General features: G+C 35.8%; 16 protein-coding genes. All 16 read right to left on the minus strand.

The genetic code is table 11. From position 1 onward, the window contains the following. Positions 1 to 50 precede the first annotated feature (50 nt). On the minus strand, positions 51 to 2,327 hold the full coding sequence (recJ, locus tag F5ESL0261_RS05770; RefSeq protein WP_122052580.1) for a single-stranded-DNA-specific exonuclease RecJ: 2,277 nt from the start codon (positions 2,325 to 2,327) through the stop codon (positions 51 to 53). A gap of 33 nt (positions 2,328 to 2,360) precedes the next feature. Continuing rightward, positions 2,361 to 4,199: a translation elongation factor 4 gene (lepA, locus tag F5ESL0261_RS05775; protein WP_122052539.1), complete on the minus strand. Its 1,839-nt coding sequence runs from the start codon at positions 4,197 to 4,199 to the stop codon at positions 2,361 to 2,363. A 173-nt stretch (positions 4,200 to 4,372) separates the two neighbouring features. Further along, positions 4,373 to 5,959 (minus strand): ABC transporter ATP-binding protein, encoded by a 1,587-nt coding sequence (locus F5ESL0261_RS05780; RefSeq protein WP_122052540.1) that lies wholly within the window; start codon positions 5,957 to 5,959, stop codon positions 4,373 to 4,375. Beyond that, the gene (locus tag F5ESL0261_RS05785; protein WP_122052541.1) at positions 5,949 to 7,550 is read right to left on the minus strand and encodes an ABC transporter ATP-binding protein; all 1,602 of its coding nucleotides are present in this window, start codon (positions 7,548 to 7,550) and stop codon (positions 5,949 to 5,951) included. The genes F5ESL0261_RS05780 and F5ESL0261_RS05785 overlap by 11 nt, the downstream gene beginning before the upstream one ends. Positions 7,551 to 7,905: 355 nt before the next feature. Next, positions 7,906 to 8,070: a hypothetical protein gene (locus F5ESL0261_RS10165; RefSeq protein WP_199699943.1), complete on the minus strand. Its 165-nt coding sequence runs from the start codon at positions 8,068 to 8,070 to the stop codon at positions 7,906 to 7,908. A 52-nt stretch (positions 8,071 to 8,122) separates the two neighbouring features. After that, a complete protein-coding gene (gene dnaJ / locus F5ESL0261_RS05790; RefSeq protein ID WP_122052542.1) occupies positions 8,123 to 9,265 on the minus strand; it encodes a molecular chaperone DnaJ in 1,143 nt (380 codons plus the stop codon). Positions 9,266 to 9,343: 78 nt separating this feature from the next. Further along, positions 9,344 to 11,206 carry a molecular chaperone DnaK gene (gene dnaK, locus F5ESL0261_RS05795; protein ID WP_109586389.1) on the minus strand — a complete coding sequence of 621 codons (1,863 nt, stop codon included), beginning with the start codon at positions 11,204 to 11,206 and terminating at the stop codon, positions 9,344 to 9,346. 18 nt (positions 11,207 to 11,224) lie between these two features. Continuing rightward, on the minus strand, positions 11,225 to 11,812 hold the full coding sequence (gene grpE / locus F5ESL0261_RS05800; protein WP_122052543.1) for a nucleotide exchange factor GrpE: 588 nt from the start codon (positions 11,810 to 11,812) through the stop codon (positions 11,225 to 11,227). Between the two features lie 12 nt (positions 11,813 to 11,824). Then, on the minus strand, positions 11,825 to 12,874 hold the full coding sequence (hrcA, locus tag F5ESL0261_RS05805) for a heat-inducible transcriptional repressor HrcA (protein ID WP_109586390.1): 1,050 nt from the start codon (positions 12,872 to 12,874) through the stop codon (positions 11,825 to 11,827). 132 nt (positions 12,875 to 13,006) lie between these two features. Then, positions 13,007 to 13,939 carry a riboflavin biosynthesis protein RibF gene (gene ribF / locus F5ESL0261_RS05810; RefSeq protein ID WP_122052544.1) on the minus strand — a complete coding sequence of 311 codons (933 nt, stop codon included), beginning with the start codon at positions 13,937 to 13,939 and terminating at the stop codon, positions 13,007 to 13,009. An 18-nt stretch (positions 13,940 to 13,957) separates the two neighbouring features. After that, a complete protein-coding gene (truB, locus tag F5ESL0261_RS05815) occupies positions 13,958 to 14,851 on the minus strand; it encodes a tRNA pseudouridine(55) synthase TruB (RefSeq protein ID WP_122052545.1) in 894 nt (297 codons plus the stop codon). Between the two features lie 44 nt (positions 14,852 to 14,895). Continuing rightward, positions 14,896 to 15,258 carry a ribosome-binding factor A gene (locus tag F5ESL0261_RS05820; RefSeq protein ID WP_045928204.1) on the minus strand — a complete coding sequence of 121 codons (363 nt, stop codon included), beginning with the start codon at positions 15,256 to 15,258 and terminating at the stop codon, positions 14,896 to 14,898. Between the two features lie 17 nt (positions 15,259 to 15,275). After that, the gene (infB, locus tag F5ESL0261_RS05825) at positions 15,276 to 17,918 is read right to left on the minus strand and encodes a translation initiation factor IF-2 (protein WP_122052546.1); all 2,643 of its coding nucleotides are present in this window, start codon (positions 17,916 to 17,918) and stop codon (positions 15,276 to 15,278) included. Between the two features lie 4 nt (positions 17,919 to 17,922). Next, complete coding sequence (locus F5ESL0261_RS05830) at positions 17,923 to 18,234, minus strand: ribosomal L7Ae/L30e/S12e/Gadd45 family protein (protein WP_045928206.1); 312 nt, start codon at positions 18,232 to 18,234, stop codon at positions 17,923 to 17,925. 2 nt (positions 18,235 to 18,236) lie between these two features. Next, entirely contained in the window at positions 18,237 to 18,533 is a 297-nt protein-coding gene (rnpM, locus tag F5ESL0261_RS05835; protein ID WP_122052547.1) for an RNase P modulator RnpM, read from the minus strand. A 17-nt stretch (positions 18,534 to 18,550) separates the two neighbouring features. Continuing rightward, a complete protein-coding gene (nusA, locus tag F5ESL0261_RS05840) occupies positions 18,551 to 19,804 on the minus strand; it encodes a transcription termination factor NusA (RefSeq protein ID WP_122052548.1) in 1,254 nt (417 codons plus the stop codon). Between the last annotated feature and the right edge of the window lie 2 nt (positions 19,805 to 19,806).

Consider the following 19,806-nt stretch of genomic DNA (forward strand, 5'->3'; position numbering starts at 1 on the left):
CTTTATATTCTAACAAATTTTGGGCTTAAAAGCATTAAAAGCAAGAAAAATTAATGTTGCTTTAATTGCCCATTCACGTACATTAGTAATTTTTGACTCGGCATTTGCCGCAATTCGTTTACAAAAGAAATCTGTGACTTGGTAGCTTGAAAATATTTCGAATTTGTTAGTTTATTTTTGACAGGATTATTAACGCCAAATATTTTATTATCTTCTAACTGAATAAAGTTCAGTTCAAAGAATACTCGCAAAATAAAGAGAATGTTATTGTAACTTAATTTTATAAATTTACCGACCTTGCGGTAATCTTGCAGTGTCAGACCAGGGTGAGAGTATATATATTTTAATAAAATTTCAAAATCAGATTTTAGCGGCAAATGTTGTACTGGCAATTGATCTATAAGAAAGTGTAAATAAAGCTGCTCATAATTATTATTCAATGCAAAATCTAGCTCTTTTTGATTACGAGGGACATCAAGCAAGACGGCTACTTCACCTTCACTGTCATAATCATTGACCAATGTAATTTTTGCGGGATCAATATCAAATAAACTAGAAGCAGCGATCTTATTTCTTTTATCAAATAATAGATATCTGTCTGCAAAACCCATCACATATTTTTCATTGCGCAAATCAACCACTGGCTCAGGAACTGCTAATTTTGGTGCAGCAAAAATGATTCCCTTTATAATGCCTTGTAATTTTATTTGATTACGAAAACAATTTTCCTGTAGCTCTATGAATAGCTGATCTATGTAAGGCAAAAGAATTTTTGTAAGGAACTTCTTATTAAATCCTACAACATCAACTTTATTATGGTCTTTACTAATGTTCAATTTGATATGATTTTTCTCTTTACCCATGTAAAAGCAACTGTTAATTTTCGGATGAGTAATACTAAAAATGGGTTTAACATTATCAGTGCCAAAAGGACCGACTTGTTTGATATCAGCTATAATTTTCAAATCCAGATGGGAAAAAGGTAGTTCGCAATCATAATAACGAATGTTTTGATTAAAAGTACCTGTAAAACTGTCCTCAAATGATTTGCGTAACGCAGAAATTTTGCTTTCGGTCATAGACAAGCCACACGCAAAATCGTGACCACCGAATTTAAGAAAAAGTCTATCCTTTAAAGGTTCTAAGGCATTAAAAAGGTTAAAGCCATCTACAGACCTTCCCGAACCTTTGATAATTCCCTCTTCATTCTTTGTCAGAACTATGGTTGGCTTATGAGTTTTCTCAACTAATTTATTTGCAACTAATCCCAAAACCCCTTCATTAAACTTGGGATTATATAAAACTAAAGTTTTATCTCTTTGCCAACCATTATTTTTAATCTGATTAACGCAAGATTGATAAACTTCAGCTGTTAAATTTTTACGTTTATCGTTTAGACCTTCAATCTTTTCTGCTATTTTTTCAGCTTCTTCGTCACTCTCACATAATAGTAAGTCAACGGCTAAACTAGCATTATCAAGTCTGCCAACAGCATTCAATCTTGGTGCAATGTTAAAGCCAACATCTGTTTCATCAATATGTCCTAATTGTAAACCTGCTTTTTTTATTAAAGCCCATAGTCCCGGCCGCTCAGTCTCATTAAGCATTTTTAAACCGCGTTTAACGATAATATGACCTTCTCCGGAAACCTTGACCATATCTCCAATTGTGCCAATCATTGCCAGTTCCAATAATTCTGGCATTGAATCCTGCATTAAAGCTCGGCAAATAGTATAGGCCACTCCAGCACCACAATAATCATCAAACGGATATTTTTGGCCAGGGTAGTTGCAATGCACTAACGCATAGCTTTCAGGAATTTTATCTTGAAATTTATGGTGATCTGTAATTATTGTATCTACACCTTTACTTTTGGCAAAAGCAACCTCGTCAACTCCAGTAATACCGTTATCTACAGTAATGATCAGTTTAGTCCCATCTGCTACAATTTTCTTGTAGGATTCAATATTTGGTCCATAGCCATCTTTAAAACGATCGGGAATGAAAAAATGAACATCGGCACCTAAAATGCCCAATGTTTCAACCATAATAGTAGTGGCAGTGATACCATCTGCATCATAGTCACCATAAATAGTTATTCTTTCTCCTGCATCAATTGCTTGATTAATTCTGTTAACTGCCTTTTTCATGTCATGCATTAGAAAAGGATCAGCCAAATCAGCTTCAGTGGCATTAAACCAAAATTCAATTTTTGCTGCAGTATTTATTCCGCGCAAAGAAAGCAGCTTAGCCGTAATCGGGCTAAGCTGATACTTTTCAATCAATTCCGGAGCTAATTCTTCACCTATACGCTCACGCCATTCAATCATATGTTTAATTCAGCCTTTTATATTTATTTTCTATTTTGAATTTAAGTCATCATCATTCATTTTTAAAACAGCCATAAAAGCATCTTGAGGAATTTCAACATGACCTACAGCTTTCATGCGTTTTTTACCTCTCTTCTGCTTTTCCAGCAGTTTTGCCCTTCTATCAGGATCTCCCGTATGGATTTTCCAAGTAACATCCTTGCGGTAAGGCTTAACAGTGGCACGAGAAATAATTTTTGCTCCAATTGCCCCTTGAATATCAACTTCAAAGTTCTGCCGGGGAATAAGTTTCTTGAGCATTGAGGTCATTTGTCTTGCTCTATTTTGAGCTTCATCCCGATGTGCAATGAAACTAAGAGCATCAACCACTTGTTTATTCAACAGAATATCAATTTTAACTAAATCAGTTGCCCGATAACCCGTAATTTCATAATCAAGTGAGGCATAACCTTTAGTGGAAGATTTCAAATCATCAAAAAAATCATAAATAATTTCGGCTAGCGGCATATTGTAAATTACGTTAACCCGATATTTGTCTAGATAGTCCATTGTCACAAACTCGCCCCGTTTACGTTGACATAATTCCATCACAGGACCGACAAAATCATTCGGAACCATCACTTCCGCTTTAACAAAAGGTTCCTGTACCTCCTTATATTCACCAGCTGAGGGCAAATCAGAAGGATTATCAATTACTTTGGTTGTGCCGTCATTCATAATGGCATGATAATCAACAGAAGGAGCGGTCATAATTAAGTCCAAATCAAATTCCTGTTCTAGTCTTTCTTGGACCACATCCATATGAAGCAAGCCTAAAAAACCGCACCTAAAGCCAAACCCAAGAGCGGTCGAGGTTTCAGGTTCAAACTCCAGAGCAGCATCATTTAACTGCAATTTTTGCAAAGCTTCTTTAAGATCTTCGTATTTAGAATTATCAACGGGATACATACCTGAATAAACCATTGGTGGTATCTGACGATAACCGGGAAGTGGTTCAGCAGTTGGATGCGCAACCGAAGTAATGGTATCACCAACACGAGTTTCACGAACGGACTTAATGTTGGCAGTTAAGTAACCAACATCCCCAGCAATCAAAATATCTTTTTTAACCGGATGTGGACTAGAAACTCCAACTTCAGTAACCTCGTATTCTTTGCCAGTATTCATAATTTTGATTCTGTCGCCAGGTGCAACAGTACCTTCTTCAATCCGTACAGATAAGACAACACCGCGATAGTCATCATATTTTGAATCAAAAATCAACGCTTTTAACGGTGCTTGGAGATCTCCATTAGGAGCTGGGATATCTTTAACTATGCGTTCAAGCAACTCCTTAATTCCTTGCCCAGTTTTACCGGAAACTTCAACAGCGTCGGAAGCATCTAATCCCAACATTTCTGTGATTTCCTCTTTAGCCTGCTCTGGATTAGCTGAAGGCAGATCAATTTTATTTATAACAGGCAAAATTTCCAAGTCATCATCAATTGCTAAGTATGTATTTGCCAAAGTTTGTGCTTGCACACCTTGCGAAGCATCTACAACTAACAGTGCACCTTCACAAGCCGCTAAGGAACGGGAAACCTCATAAGAAAAATCCACGTGTCCCGGGGTATCAATTAGATGAAAAATGTAGTCTTCGCCATCTTGAGCATGATATTTAATTTCTACTGAGTTCATCTTGATGGTGATGCCGCGTTGGCGTTCCAGCGGCATATCATCTAACATTTGGTTTTTTAGTTGTCGTTCAGATACAGTATCAGTCAGTTCTAAAATACGATCCGCAATTGTAGATTTCCCATGATCAATATGAGCAACAATGGAAAAGTTGCGGATATGTTTTTGGTAATCTTGTAATTTTTTAATATCCATAAATAATTTGCACCCTTTACTCTATCTTTACTATTATAACAAAGTAAATGAAACAGTTAAAAGCAATTAAGTAAAAAGTAGAGGTAGTCAAAACTATTTTATTAATTAGATTTGTTTTTCTATTTGATAAAAAATTTGGGGATTTTTGTACTAATTTTATTTGTAAATTATATTTAAAACCTATCTCCTTTATTTAAATAAATCGTTTTGTCAAACTTATTTTGAATCTTCTGATTCAAATTGTGCGCTATCATAAATACCGTAACAGGACTATTAAGAATATTGTTAATTATTACCGCACTATTTTCTTCATCTATTGCCGAAGTACCTTCGTCAATTAACAAAAATTGATTTTCGTGAATCTCTGACCGAGCTAAAACTATTTTTTGCCTTTGTCCCCCAGACACATTCAAATTATTTAAGTTAATAATTGTCTCTTCTTTTGCAGCAAATTTATTAAGGTCCTGATTAAAACAGGTATTTTTAATTACTTGGTTTAGATTTTCTTCTAGATCTTTATTAAACATTGTTATATTGTCCTTGATACTAACGGGAAACAAAACGGGAAATTGAGGAATATAACCTAACTTTAAGTTTTGCGGATTAAGCATGGTTTTATTCTGATCAAAAAAATTCACCGCACCAGTTGTAGGTTTCAATATACCCAAAAGCAATTTAAAGAAAGTAGTCTTGCCACTACCAGAATCACCAATTAATAAAACTTTTTCATGTGGTTTAATAGTGATATCTGGAAAAGTTAGTTTTTGACCGTTAGAAAAAATATAGCTTAAGTTGTGGGTCTGCAAACTTATAGGCTCTATACCCTCTGTTACATCAGTCACTGGAACACGATCTTTGGCAATTTTCTGATTTAATTGACCAGCAGAAGAAATTTGTCCAACTTCATTTGTAAGGCTTTGCATTGCTTCTAACAAATTTGCACTAAAATTTTCAACGGTAACGATCACGCCAAAAGGAATAATTTTCTGTGTAATTAACAGAGCAGTGCCAATCAATAGAAAGAAATTTAACAAAACTGAACTTGCTTTATTCAAAACTGATAAGAATTGCATAGTCTTTGTGCGGTTAATATTTGCTTTTTCCAGTTTTTTCGAGGCTTTTGCCATTACAATTGAAAGTTTTTTTCCAGCCATAAAATTTTGCAAGTCAGTTAATCCATCGAACCAATTTTCTGCAGTTTTTAAATATGACGCGTTAGCTGAAGATAAATTTCGAACAGCTTTTTGCAAGGGTTTTCGTAAAAGGCGCGGGAGCAACAAATTTAAGCTGCCTAAAAATAATACTATTATTAACAAGCTCCAATGAAATGACCAGAGGGCTAAGATAACAAAAAGAATTTGCGCAGCATAATACGGAATATCAGTATAAATGCTCAAAGAAGAGGATTTAATTAAGTTAAGATCATTTGTGAGTATGTTTTGTACTTTATTTGGACTGTGGTGAGCGTAATCATTAAAAAAATGGGCAATAATTTCTGCTCTTACTTGATGATTATATTGTTGAATTTGTTTTTCAATTAAATACTGACACAAATTCATGCCTAAATAACTAGCAAAATATAAAAGTAACACGATTATGCAAAACAAAAGAAACTCATTTATCATTCTTTTGCGAATGAAAGAAAAGATATACGTACTGATATAACTTGTACCAATAACTAAGCCAGAAGTAATAAATTCTAGTAGTAAAATGACTAACATTCTAACTTTATTAGTTGAATACAATCCTTTAAACGTCATAATTAGCTTCACCTCGATTAGGGTCAATATTTATCACTCTATCAAACAATTTTTTAGTATCTTTAGTAAGATTATGAGCAATAACTATAATAGTTTGATCACTATTCAAAAGATTACTAATTATTTTGTTTGTTGCATTCTCATCAATGGCACTAGTAGACTCATCCGCTAAAATTACGGGCTTATTTTGGATCTCGTTACGTGCTAAAACAATCTTTTGTCTTTGACCACCAGAAAGATTATTTTTGTCAACATCAGCCAGCGTTTCTAGGCCAGCGGGAAAGGCAGCCAAATCTGACTCCAACTGAACTGATTTTACATATCTTTCAACAGCTTTATCTAATTTACTATTGAACATGGTAATATTTTCCTTGATAGATACTGGAAATAGAAAATTGTCTTGCGCTAGATAACTTATCTGACTGCGGTCAACTTTAACCTTATTACCCTTTTTATCACAAAAATATATTTGTCCACTGGTAGGCTTTAATTCTGCCAAAAGCAGTTTGAATAAAGTTGATTTACCAGAACCACTTCTACCCTGCAATAGAATCTTCTCGCCCTTCTTGATAGTCATGTCTGGATAGGAAATTTCTCTGTTATTAGGATATTTATACTTTAAACTTCTAGTTTTAATTGTAGAAAAATTTGTTTCATTTGAGTATTCGACCGGTATTTCTCTTTGCAATTTATTTAGTTGTTGGTTAATATTTCTAGTTGACTGCATTCTTGTTAATGCCGTAGTAATAGTCAACGCTGCATTAAAAATACTAGATGCAAAAGTACCTGCGGCAATAATCGTACCGAAAGAAACAATTTTAGCAAAAAATAATATTGTTGCTAGGAAAGTCACAGCTACTTGAGAAAAAGAATTTGCGCAGCCATTAATAAACTGCGCAAGTCCCATGACTTTTTGCCTGTCAACATAAGTCTGCTCCAAATCTGCTCCCTTTTTTGTCAAATAATGATTGAAGGCATCAAATGCCAAATATCGTCTTAATTCAGCCAGACCATTAAACCACTGAAAAATTGTGTTTAAATATTTTTTATTTTGCTCAGAAATTTTTCTAGTCGCTTTATTAGCAGCTTTACGCGTTAATTTTGGTATCAATAAAGTGACAAAGACCAAACAAATCACTAATACAGCTATTGACCAATGAAACATGACTAAAGCAATGGTCGAAGTAACCATTACAAAAAGGGAGCTAAGTATACGCAAAACCTGATTACCATATTGATCGGTTAATAACTGCAAATTATTATTTAAATTATTTATCATTGCTTCTGTAGAATCAGATTCACTATGGAAATAATGCTTAACCAGCTTTTTTCTGATCAAGCCAATATATTGTTGCAGTTGCCTACTGTATAGCCACGTTGCCACAGAATTAATTATAAAGGCCACTAATCCTGTAATTAGACTAACCAAAATAAAGTATAAAAATTGAAAGAAATGACTTTTACTCAGGCTATTATAAGCGAACTTAATAACGTATGAGCTGAAGGCAGAACCACAGCCATAAATTACCACTAGAAATACGATCAAAATTGAATTTAAAACATTTGCTTTTATTAAGTTACTTAATTTCATTTTTATTGCCCATATTATTAACAAATTATTAAATATTTATTACATTATAGCGCGTAAAAATTTAAAATCAATTAAATCAGAAAAAACTATTTCTAGACCAAAAAAAAAGGCATTGAGCTATACTGTGATATGATCCCCAAATTTGTCCTAAATTTGGGGGTCATATCACTGCTCAGTGTCTTTTCATATACATTTTCTTCTTTGTCTTGGTATTATTTATTCTTTATAACTAGACTTTGGTAATTGATGACACTAAATATCCAATTAGTCCCACAAAAAATCATTTTCCCGAACTTAAAGGACTAATCCCATCAAATTTGAAGAATTAGTCCTTTACTTAAACTTTCAATTAATACTAATAATATCTTACAATGCCGTTTTTATCTGGCTTGCCATTCTCTTTAAAAAGTCTCATATAATCTTTGAATTCTTTTTTGGCCCAGCAAGGGGCATTAGATTTAATTGTCAAGCCAGTATCATTTTGATGCCAGTATTTATAACCTTTTGGGCAACTCAACATCATAATTCTCCATTTTTGCAGACCAACATTCACAGTAATAATAGCATATTTTTTACTGCAATTTTTCTTTTAATCTCTCAAAGAATCCTTTTTCCTGTGGTGTTATTGACCCACCACCGGCTTTGACAAAATCAACCAAAGCCTGTTTCTGCTTTTCATTGATTGACTTTGGAATCTGTACTTGAACAGTGGTTATTTGATCACCTTTACCATTGCCACGCAAATATGGAACACCTTCGCCACGCAAAGTAAATTCTTTATTAGGCTGTGTACCAGCAGGAATTTTTAATTTCTTTTCTCCATGCACGGTTTTAACATTAATTTCATCGCCTAAAGTTGCCTGGGCAAACGAGATTGGAACAGTAGTATAAATAGTAGTACCTTTGCGTTCGAAATCTTTTGATGGCTTAATACGATAACTGATATAAAGGTCACCATAAGGACCACCATTTTTACCCGCTTCTCCCTGGCCTTCATAACGTAATTGTTGTCCATTATCTATTCCGGCAGGAATATTAACTTCAATAGTATTTTTGCCATCAATTACGCCTTTGCCGTGACAAGTTTGGCAAGGATGCTCGATAATTACGCCTTTGCCGTTACATTTATCACAAACTGTCTGACGACGAATAACTCCCAACATAGATTTTTGAGTTATTGTCATGTAGCCAGTACCATTACATTTATCACAGGTTATCGGATGCGTTCCTTTTTCAGCACCATTACCTTTACATGTAGGACATGTTTCACTCCGAGTGTATGAAACCTGAGTCTTCTTGCCCGTGATTGCATCCATAAAATCAATTGACAAAGTATAGTCTAGATCTTCACCACGAGTTGGTGCTGTTGGGTTGGCGCGACGCTGATTTGCTCCTGTTGCACCACCGAAGAAATCATTAAAAATATCACCAAAATCACCAAAGCCGCCAAAATCACTATATCCTTGACCTGCACCGCCAAAGCCTCCCTGACCATTGACTCCGGCCGAACCAAATTGGTCATATTGTGCTTTCTTTTGCTGGTCATGCAAAACTTCGTAAGCTTCATTAACCTTCTTATACTTTTCTTCAGCACCGGGTTCATGATTTAAATCAGGGTGGTATTTTTTGGCAAGTTTACGATAAGCAGAGGTAATTTCCTTATCACTGGCATTGCGATCAACACCCAGAACGCTATAGTAATCTTCTTGTGCCATCTATAAGCTCCTTAACTTTACAAAAGAAAAGAACTACTTTTTGGCAGTTCTTTTCTAATTTATTCAATTATAAACCCTTTACTTATCTGGGTCTACCTTATGAAACTCGCCTTCACCTGCGGAACCACTACCTGAATTGCCATCTTGGGAACCAGGATTTTGTGGTCCTGCTTGAGGTCCAGCCTGTCCTTGTGCACCTTGAGCCCCACCATTAGCTTGGTACAATTTGACTGCTAAGTCTTGGGCAACTTTAGACAATTCATCCTTCTTGGACTTCATCTCATCCAAGTTGTTGTCCTTTTGAGCCTTCTTCAAAGCATCAAGTGCATCTTGAACCTTCTTAGTATCATCATCTGATACCTTGCCTTTGACATCCTTCAAAGTCTTTTCAGTTGAGAAGATTAATTGATCGACTTCATTACGAAGATCAACTTCTTCTTTCTTCTTCTTATCCTCTTCAGCATGTTCTTCAGCTTCTTTTTGCATCTTCTTGATTTCTTCGTCAGATAAACCGGATGAACTCTTGATGGTAATCTTTTGTTCTTTACCGGTTCCCATATCTTTAGCAGAAACATTAACGATGCCGTTTTTGTCAATATCGAATGTAACTTGAATTTGAGGAACACCACGTGGAGCGGCAGGAATGTCTGTTAGTTCAAAACGACCTAATGTTTTATCGTCAGCAGCCATTGGGCGCTCCCCTTGCAAAACGTGAACATCAACAGCCGGTTGATTGTCTGCAGCAGTAGAGAAAATTTGACTCTTTGAAGTTGGAATTGTCGTATTCTTTTCAATTAACTTAGTAAATACGCCACCCATGGTCTCAATACCTAAAGAAAGAGGAGTGACATCAAGTAAAACTACGTCCTTAACATCACCAGAAATAACTCCACCTTGAATTGCTGCACCTAAAGCAACAGCTTCATCGGGGTTAATTGAGTGATCAGGCTCTTTACCAGCCCACTTCTTAACTGCATCCTGAACAGCAGGAATACGGGTTGAACCACCATTCAAAATAACTTTATCAATGTCATTAACTGTTAATTCAGCATCTTTCAATGCATTGTCAAATGGAATCTTTGTCTTATCAACTAAATCAGCAGTTAATTCGTCAAATTTCGCTCTAGTTAAATCAGCTTCCAAATGTAATGGTCCAGATTCACCAGCAGAAATAAATGGTAATGAAATATGAGTTGAAGACACACCAGACAAATCTTTCTTAGCTTTTTCAGCGGCATCCTTTAACCTTTGTAAAGCCATTTTATCTTTAGAAAGGTCAACACCATTTTCATCTTTAAAGTTCTTGATCAGCCAATCAATAATTTTATTATCGAAGTCATCGCCACCAAGGTGAGTATCACCGTTAGTTGAAAGTACTTGGAAGACTCCGTCACCTAATTGCAAAACAGAAACATCAAAGGTACCACCACCAAGGTCATAAACCAGAACTTTTTCATCTTCAGCATCTTTATCAAGGCCATATGCAAGTGAAGATGCAGTTGGTTCGTTAATTATTCTCTTAACGTCTAAGCCTGCAATTTTACCGGCATCCTTAGTAGCTTGACGCTGAGCATCGTTAAAGTATGCAGGAACTGTAATGACTGCTTCAGTAACCTTTTCACCAAGATAATCTTCAGAGAATTTCTTGATATATTGTAAAATCATGGCAGAAATTTCTTGAGGAGTGTATGCTTTATCACCAATCTTGACCTTATAATCAGCTTCACCCATATGACGCTTAATTGAAGAAATAGTATTAGGATTAGTAATAGCCTGTCTCTTTGCGACTTCACCGACTTGAATTTCTCCATCCTTGAAAGCAACTACTGAAGGTGTAGTACGGTTTCCTTCTGGATTGGTAATAATTTTTGGCTCTTTTCCTTCAAGAACAGCAACTGCCGAGTTGGTAGTTCCGAGGTCAATTCCGATAACTTTTGACATTGATATGCTTCCTTTCAATTATTGTGCTACAACAACCATCGCTGGTCTTAAAGTACGATCTTTGTACAAGTATCCTTTTTGCAAAACCCGCACAACATGATCTTTTTGATCTTCATTTTCAGCTTCAACTGTTTGGACAGCTTGGTGTAAATTAGGATCAAACTTTTCACCTTCAGCAGTGATTTCACTGATTCCATGATCTTTCATGGCTTTAACCAGAGAATCAAGTGTCATTTGCACTCCCTTTTTAAGCTGCTTTGATGCTTCATCATCAACCTTTGTTGCCAAAGCTCTTTCTAAATTATCCATTGCTGGCAAAACATCTTTAGCTAAAGATTGTGATTCATATTTAATAAGTTGCGCTCTTTCATTATTGTAGCGATTTTGCATATTTTGCATTTCAGCTTGACTGCGCAAGTACTTATCTTCTAAATCATCTTTTTCTTTTTGCAACTGGGTCAAATTGTGTTGCAGTTTGCTTTCCAAAGGTTCGGACTTCTTTTTTTCGTTAGCCTTAGCTTGAGAATGCTTTTTAACTTCTTTTGATTCAGTTGATTCTTTTTGCTCTTTTTTTGAATTTTTACTGTTAATTTCTTCTTTACTCACGGCTAACCTCCTTTATTTAAATCTACCATAATAATCAAGCAACTTTTTAGATAGCTCATTTCTGAAATATTCAAGCAATCCTATCACTTGAGAATACGGCATATTATCAGGGCCAAGTAAAGCAATTATGCCCTTTCCGTGAGGACCAACGCTGTACTCTGCCGTAAGCAGACTATAATCCTTTAACAAATCATTTGATAACTCAGACCCTAGACTTACCCGAACTGGATATCTGTCACTTTTTAAGTTTTGCCTGTTATCCAAAATACTAGAAATTAAGTCATTATGCTCAATCATTTCATATAATGACCGCAAATTAGAAACGTCACTCAAAGAAATATTATTGAGCAAATTAATCTGACCATCGACATACATTTGCTCGCTGGCAGCATCACTGATCACATCTTCAACTAAATCTATTAATTCAGACACATGAGCAGCTTTAAGCTTTTGTCCTAAAGTCTTCTTAAGAAACTCAGGTGTAACCTGATCTAGCGACTTTCCTACTAATTCATCGTTAATCATACGAACGGCACGTTCAATGTCATCACCATGAATATTGTATGGTAAGTTATAAACCTGGTCATGAACATCGCCATCACTGGTACCAAGAATAGCCATAATCTGTCTGCCAAATAAAGGTACTATACGAAATCCGGTAATAGTTAAATCACTATTCTCAGGCCCCTCCGCAAATGCAGTGTAATTTGTTAGGTCAGATAAGATCTTAACAGCTTCCTGTACGATGTCGTTAACTTGATGAAACGGCTGATCAAGCTGATTAATAATTCTTTTATAAACAGAAGATGAAATCTGTAAAGGCTCAACTAAATTGTCAAGATAGTAACGGTAGCCTTCTGTTGAAGGTACTCGACCACTTGACAAATGAGTTTTTTCAATCAAGCCTTTTTCTTCTAAAACCGCCATTTCGTTACGAATAGTTGCACTTGAAACTTTAATAGGTAACTGATTCATGACTGTTTTAGACCCAACAGGATCATGTGTCTGCGTAAAATCATTGATAATTGTTTTTAAAATTAATTCTTGACGTTCGGTCAACATAAATATCGCCCTCACTTTTAGCACTCAAACTTATTAGGTGCTAACAATTAATATGATACTAGCTTTTAGCAGAATGTCAAGTTGAGTGCTAACTTTTTTACAAAAAAACGCTTATCCCCTTTAAAATTGAAATTAACCAATGCCGGCAAAATAAGCTTTGATTTCTGCCTCATCACCACTCATTTGTTTTTTTAATTCTTTTAAGTTATCAAATTTAATTTCGCCACGAGTATACTTATACCATTTAATTACCATTTCTTCATCATAGGCTTCTTGATTAAATCCAAATAAATTCGATTCAATATAAAGCTTTTTACCCTCATTAACAGTTACGTTATAACCCACGCTTGTCATTGAGTCATACCACTTGCCTTTAATCTTGGTTTTAGTAGCGTATACTCCAATTTTAGGAACCACCTTGTCTTGAGACCAAACTAGATTTGCTGTAGGAAAACCCAGTTTATGGCCATTACGTAAACCGTGCCCGACCTTACCGGACATGACATACGGAAACCCTAATAATTTAGCTGCCAATTCCATATTTCCACTGGTAATGGCCCTTTTTATTTCCGTAGAGCCAATTTTTTGGCCATCATAAGACTGTTTTGGAACATCAATAATAGCAAATCTTCCCTTAGCAAACTTAGGGAAATTTTTCATATTGGCAATCTCTTTGGGACCATAAGTGTAGTCAAAGCCGGCTACAACTGTATCAGCATTTAATTTAACAATAATTTTATCTACAAATTCCTGTGCAGTCAGTTTGCTAAATGCCTCATTAAAATGCATCACAAGCAAAAAATCAACTTTTAGTTCCTGCATCTTATAAGCTTTTTCAGACAATGTATCTATATAGCTGACTTCTTTATTTTGATAAATTTCTTTAGGATGTCGATCAAATGTCATTACTACTAATGGTAAATGCTTTTGAATTGCTTTTTCTTTTGCGATTTTGATTAATTCCTGATGACCACGATGAACACCGTCAAAGAATCCTAAAGCAAGGATTATCTTTTGTGGAATAATATTTTCCTTAAACGGGTATGTTAAATGGATAATTTCCATAATAAAACCTTCATTCACTCATTCATTTTGTAAAAGCATTAAATAAGGGCGATACATGGTACCATCTTTTTGATAAATTGCCTTAACTCTATTATTGTATCGTAATGCCACTTTTTTTGCATTCGTTTTCAAAGAAATCGTTGCTCCATTTTTAACTTTGGCCCACAGATCTGTATCAATATCCTCATGAGCATAATTAGTAAAAAAAGAGTCAATTGGTTGAAGTAATTCATTTACCATATCTGGATTTTCTGAAATTTCATTCAATTTAACAGCTTGATCTATATCAAAGCCTGAACTAGAAGTGCGCCGCAAATTTTTCATTACTGCCGGCACACCAAGGTTTGTTCCCAAATCATTTATTAAAGAGCGAACATAGGTTCCTTTGCTGCATTCAATTTTAAAATCAAAAGCTTCTTGACCATTTTCTTTATCAAAAACAGGTTCATTTGTAAGATCGTAAGAAAAAACTTCAACCCGTCTTTTTGGCCTTTCAACTTTAATACCTGCTCGCGCATATTCATATAAATGCTTGCCATTTACTCGGACGGCCGAATAAATAGGTGGTACCTGTTCTATACTGCCCACAAACTCTTGCATAGCTTTTTGAATTTGATGGTGTTTAATTTTACTAGTTATTTTTTTAAATTCTGTTTTTTTGCCACTAATATCGTAACTATCAGTGGCAAAGCCAAAAATTCCCTGACCTACATATTTTTTGTTTTCCTCGTGCATCAATTCAATCAATTTTGTGGCCTGACCAATTGCAATTGGTAGCACTCCCGTAACATCAGGATCTAGGGTACCAGCATGGCCTATTTTTTTAATATGCAGCGCTTTGCGTAAATGATAGACAACGTCTGCGCTTGTCATGCCCTTATCCTTATCTATCACTAAAATACCATTTAACATTTTTTATTACCTAATCATGAAAAAAGCGCCTCACAGCGCTTTTCTTAATTATTGCGATTTGCATCCTGCTTTTTTACTTCAGCGATTAACTGATCAATTTTACTACCATATTTAACTGAATTATCTCGTTTAAAAATCAACTCTGGTACTTTATATACAGTTAGGACTTGCCCCAACAAATGCCTCATCAATCCCTTAGCTTTATTTAAACCAGCAGCAGCTTCTTCTTCTTTTTTAGAATCTTCAGAAAGAATGCTGTAATAAACAGTAGCATATGATAAGTCATTTGTACATTCAACCGCTGTAATTGTTACATCATTAACTCGTGGATCACGAATATTTTTTCGTAAAATTTTCGTTAATTCACGGAGGATTTCTCCTTCAACACGACCTATTCTGTGTTTCATGCTTTCTCCCAGTTGATTTATTCAGGCTTAACTTCCTGTTTTTCTACGGCTTCCATTTCGTCACCAATCTTGATGTCATTATAGCCCTCAATGGTTAAACCGCAATCGAATCCTTGCTTAACAATTTTAGCATCATCTTTAAACCGTTTAAGTGACGCAACTTTTCCGGTATAGATCACAACCCCATCACGAATCAAATTGATTGCAGAATCTTTTGATACGTATCCGGAATCAACAAATGCACCAGCAATCGTCCCAACTTTAGAAACTTTCCAAGTTTCACGTACAGTCAGATTACCAACAACTTTATCTTCATAAGTTGGTTCAAGCATACCCTTCATAGCAGCTTTAACATCATCAATTGCCTTGTAAATAATACTATATAGTCGAATATCTACTCCATCTGCTTCAGCTTGAGATTTAGCAGTAGCGGTTGGACGGACATTAAAGCCAATAATAAAGGCATTCGAAGCTCCGGCTAATGTAACATCCGATTCATTTACTGCTCCTACACCCGCATGAATGATATTAACACGAACGCCTTCGACTTCTATCTTTTCAAGCGATTGTTGTAAAGCTTCTACTGAACCTTGTACATCTGCTTTTAAGACAACGTCTACTTCTTTCATGTTTTCTTTTTTCATCGTGTCAAACAAGTTATCAAGAGTAACATGTTGGACATTTTCACGAGATTGTTGTAAAGCCTGTTGTGCTCTTTGTTCACCAACGCTTCTTGCAGTCTTTTCATCATCAAAGACAACTATCTTATCGGCTGACTCGGGCACATCATTTAATCCAGTAATTTCAACTGGCATTGATGGTGTAGCTTTTTCTACCTGGCGTCCACGATCATTAGTCATCACTCTGACACGACCAAAGCGATTACCGACAACAATAGGATCACCTACTTTTAGGGTTCCTTGTTGAACCAAAAGGTCAGCAACTGGGCCACGGCCACGGGAAAGGCGAGCTTCAATAACAGTCCCAATTGCCTTTTGCGTAGGATCCGCCTGTAGTTCCATGACATCTGCTTGTAAGAGAATCATTTGTAAAAGTTCATCAACATTTTCACCAGTTTTGGCAGAAATGTTTACAAAAATAGTGTCACCACCATAATTTTCCGGAATCAAATTGTATTTCATTAACTGTTCAGTAACATGCTCAGGGTTTGCACCAGGAACATCCATTTTGTTAATTGCGACAATGATTGGTACCTTAGCACTTTTAGCATGGTCAATGGCTTCAACAGTTTGTGGCATAACTCCATCGTCTGCAGCTACAACCAGTACAACAATATCGGTGATTTCAGCACCACGTTCACGCATGTTAGAAAATGCCGCATGTCCAGGCGTATCTAAAAATGTGATTGGCTTATTATCTACTCTTACCTGATAGGCACCAATTTTCTGTGTAATACCACCAGCTTCATGAGCAGAAACATGAGTATGACGCAATCGGTCAAGCAAAGTTGTTTTACCATGGTCAACGTGACCCATGATTGTAACAACTGGTGGTCGCTTAATTTGATGCTTAGATTTCATAGAAGCTGCCATTCTCTTGTCGTAAAGAGTATCAATGTCAGATATATCTTCATGAACTTTTTCTTTGGCATTGATATTATATTCAGCAGCAACTAATTCTATTGCATCTTTATCAAGTGACTGATTTTGATTAGTCATCACACCTAACATAAATAGTTTCTTAACTATTTCAGCAGGTTCACGGTGCAGCAACTTGCCCAAATCTTGAGCATTCATACCAACTTCGTACACCAGTGTTTCCGGTAACGGACGTTCTTTTCTCTGGGTTGGCTGTTTCTTTGGTACCTGTTCGAACTGCTTTTTCTTATTCTTGCGTTTACGCTTTTCTTGATGCTTTGAGTAATTATTGGTACCAAAAGTTTGATTTTTACCTTTTCTGCCAGGTTTACCAGAATTGCGACCGTGACCATTACCACGACGCTTTTCTTCTTTTGCAGGTTCAGGTGCAGCATTTGTATCTAAAGCTTTAGGTTTATTAACTGGACTTGCCTTTTGTGTATTCTTCATTCTGGCTGGCGAAGGCTTAATTATTTTAGGTCCAGTTACCTTAGGAGCTGTAGTCTCGACTTTAACAACTTTATTTTCTGATTTTGAAACATTCTTGTTATCTTCTCCAGAAGATTTTTTGACAGTAGTTTTGTCTTCATCATAAGATTTCTGGACAATCTCACTTTGACGATTTAATTTCTTTTCATCAACACGCTGTTTTTGTTTCAATTGCTTTAATAAGTCTTGTGCTACCGGCTTTGAAGTCCTTTGACTTGGGCTAGTACGTTGCTTATAGCGATCTTGAGCCTGCCTTGATCTATTATTGTTAGATCGGTGAAAGTTGTTGCCTCTCTTGTTGTTCTTGTTACCATTTTTTTCCTCATGCTTTTTTTCGCTTTTACGAATTGAGGTAACGGAAATTTTGATTTTACTGCTCCTTTTTGCGGGTTTCTCTTGCTTTTGCGCGGGAGCGGAGCTACGGAAACTATCTTTTAATTGATTTACTTGTGAATCCTCAAGTGATGACATATGATTTTTAACATCAAGTCCCAAGTCCTTCGCCTTGTTGACCACAGTTTTATTATCGATGCCTAATTCTTTTGCCAATTCATAAATTCTTGTTTTAGCCATCAAATCACACTCCTTCGTCTATTTTTTGTAACAATGCTTTGCAGAAACCAGTGTCAGTAATTCCTAAAACTTTTCGCTTTTTTCCGATCGCTTGAGAAATTTCATTACTAGTAAATTTGTTAATAACAAGTATATTATTTTGTTCCCCAACTTTATAGATCTTTGCAGTAGTATCTGCATGACTATCTTGGGCTAAAATAATTAGTTTTACCTTTTTGGCTTTTGCGTCAATGGAAACAAGTTCAGTGCCTGAAACTAATTTTCCGGCTTTTTGACTTAATCCCAACAAATTTAGTGCTTTTTGTCTATTTTGCAAATTTATTTATCACCAAACAATTCTTTCCTTGCCTTTTGATGGTCAACATATGAGTAAAGCTCTTGGTAAAACTCTTTAGGCACTGTAGCTCCTAAACTACGCTCAATTAAGCCTTTCTCTTGAGCACTTTTGATCTGACTTGGATCAAGAGAAACATATGCTCCCCTACCAGGTTTTTTACCAGTAGGATCAACTGAAATATTCTTTTCTTTGTCGACTACAATGCGTACCAACTCTTTTTTGGGCTGCATAGTATTAGTTAACAAATCTTTTCGCATTGGAATCTTTCTTTTTTTCAAAAGTTTCACCTCTTGCTTTAATTTTCAGTAGAATCTACCGTTTTACTGTCAGTAACGTTTTCTTGATGCTCATCCTCTGAGTCAGTATCTTCAGAAGTTGGCTCTTTGTCTGATTCTTCACTTTCAGCAAAATCGCTGTTTGTTTGTGAAGAATTTGAGCCATCTTCAGCTAAATTATTAGTTTCAGCTTCTTCGTTTTCTTTTTCAGCTTGATCACTGCTTTCATCAACAAATTCTACTTCAGATTCTGGTCTGATATCTATCTTATAACCTGTTAATCTAGCAGCTAAACGTACATTCTGTCCTTTTTTACCAATGGCAAGTGACAATTGATAATCCGGAACAATTACCAAAGCACTTTTTTCCTCGTCCTCATCTCCAAATTGAACAGCAATCACTTCAGCAGGATTCAAGGCATTAGCAATGTAATCTGACGGATCTTCCTCGTATTTAACTACATCTATATTTTCACCGTCAAGTTCATTGACCACATTCTGAACTCTAGCACCTCGCTGTCCAACACATGTTCCTACCGGATCAATATTAGGATCATTGGACTTCACTGCAATTTTGGTTCTGTCTCCTGCTTCACGAGCAATTGAGACCACTTCAACAGTCCCATCATAAATTTCAGGTACTTCCTGTTCAAATAATCTCTTTACCATATCAGGTGCGGTACGTGAAACCGTAATTTGAGCACCTTTTGAATCTGAACCAACATGAGTAACTAGAACCCTGATCTGATCTTGGGGATTATAGCTTTCACCAGGCATTTGATCGTTACGTGGCATTACTGCTTCAACATTACCAATTTTAACATAAACGAAACGATTATCACGTCTTTCAACAGTGCCCGTTATTAATTCATCTTCATACTGTGAGTATTCATCAATAATATGATTTCTCTCTGCCTCACGTAAATGTTGCATAATAACTTGTTTAGCCGTTTGTGTCGCAATTCTACCGAAATTTTTAGGTGCAACTTCGAAACGAATTTTGTCACCAAGTTCATAAGCCCGATTAATTGTCAGAGCATCCTTTAAACTGATTTCCAAACGTTCATCATGAACTTCTTCAACGACAGTCTTTTCAGTCATTAGCTTAAAGTCACCCTTACGTTCATCAAATTCAACTATTACATTCGTTGCCTGATTATAATTTTTCTTATATGCTGCAACCAGTGCTGCTTTTATCGCTTCAACAATTACGTCTTGCTTTATACCCTTTGTTTTCTCGAGAGTAGCGAACGCTTCAAGCATTTCCTTAGACATAA

Origin of the sequence: Lactobacillus sp. ESL0261, assembly GCF_003693025.1 — a bacterium.
Taxonomy (GTDB): Bacteria; Bacillota; Bacilli; order Lactobacillales; family Lactobacillaceae; genus Lactobacillus; species Lactobacillus kullabergensis.

Bases quoted from the DNA above. Each gene is read 5' to 3' on its own strand.
- nusA (WP_122052548.1), bottom strand. From the start codon at position 19,804: ATGTCTAAGGAAATGCTTGAAGCGTTCGCTACTCTCGAGAAAACAAAG.
- ribF (WP_122052544.1), bottom strand. From the start codon at position 13,939: ATGGAAATTATCCATTTAACATACCCGTTTAAGGAAAATATTATTCCA.
- F5ESL0261_RS05780 (WP_122052540.1), bottom strand. From the start codon at position 5,959: ATGACGTTTAAAGGATTGTATTCAACTAATAAAGTTAGAATGTTAGTC.
- F5ESL0261_RS10165 (WP_199699943.1), bottom strand. From the start codon at position 8,070: ATGTTGAGTTGCCCAAAAGGTTATAAATACTGGCATCAAAATGATACT.
- F5ESL0261_RS05820 (WP_045928204.1), bottom strand. From the start codon at position 15,258: ATGAAACACAGAATAGGTCGTGTTGAAGGAGAAATCCTCCGTGAATTA.
- infB (WP_122052546.1), bottom strand. From the start codon at position 17,918: ATGGCTAAAACAAGAATTTATGAATTGGCAAAAGAATTAGGCATCGAT.
- lepA (WP_122052539.1), bottom strand. From the start codon at position 4,199: ATGGATATTAAAAAATTACAAGATTACCAAAAACATATCCGCAACTTT.
- hrcA (WP_109586390.1), bottom strand. From the start codon at position 12,874: ATGTTGACCGAACGTCAAGAATTAATTTTAAAAACAATTATCAATGAT.
- dnaK (WP_109586389.1), bottom strand. From the start codon at position 11,206: ATGTCAAAAGTTATCGGAATTGACCTCGGAACTACCAACTCGGCAGTT.
- truB (WP_122052545.1), bottom strand. From the start codon at position 14,851: ATGTTAAATGGTATTTTAGTGATAGATAAGGATAAGGGCATGACAAGC.
- dnaJ (WP_122052542.1), bottom strand. From the start codon at position 9,265: ATGGCACAAGAAGATTACTATAGCGTTCTGGGTGTTGATCGCAATGCC.
- F5ESL0261_RS05785 (WP_122052541.1), bottom strand. From the start codon at position 7,550: ATGAAATTAAGTAACTTAATAAAAGCAAATGTTTTAAATTCAATTTTG.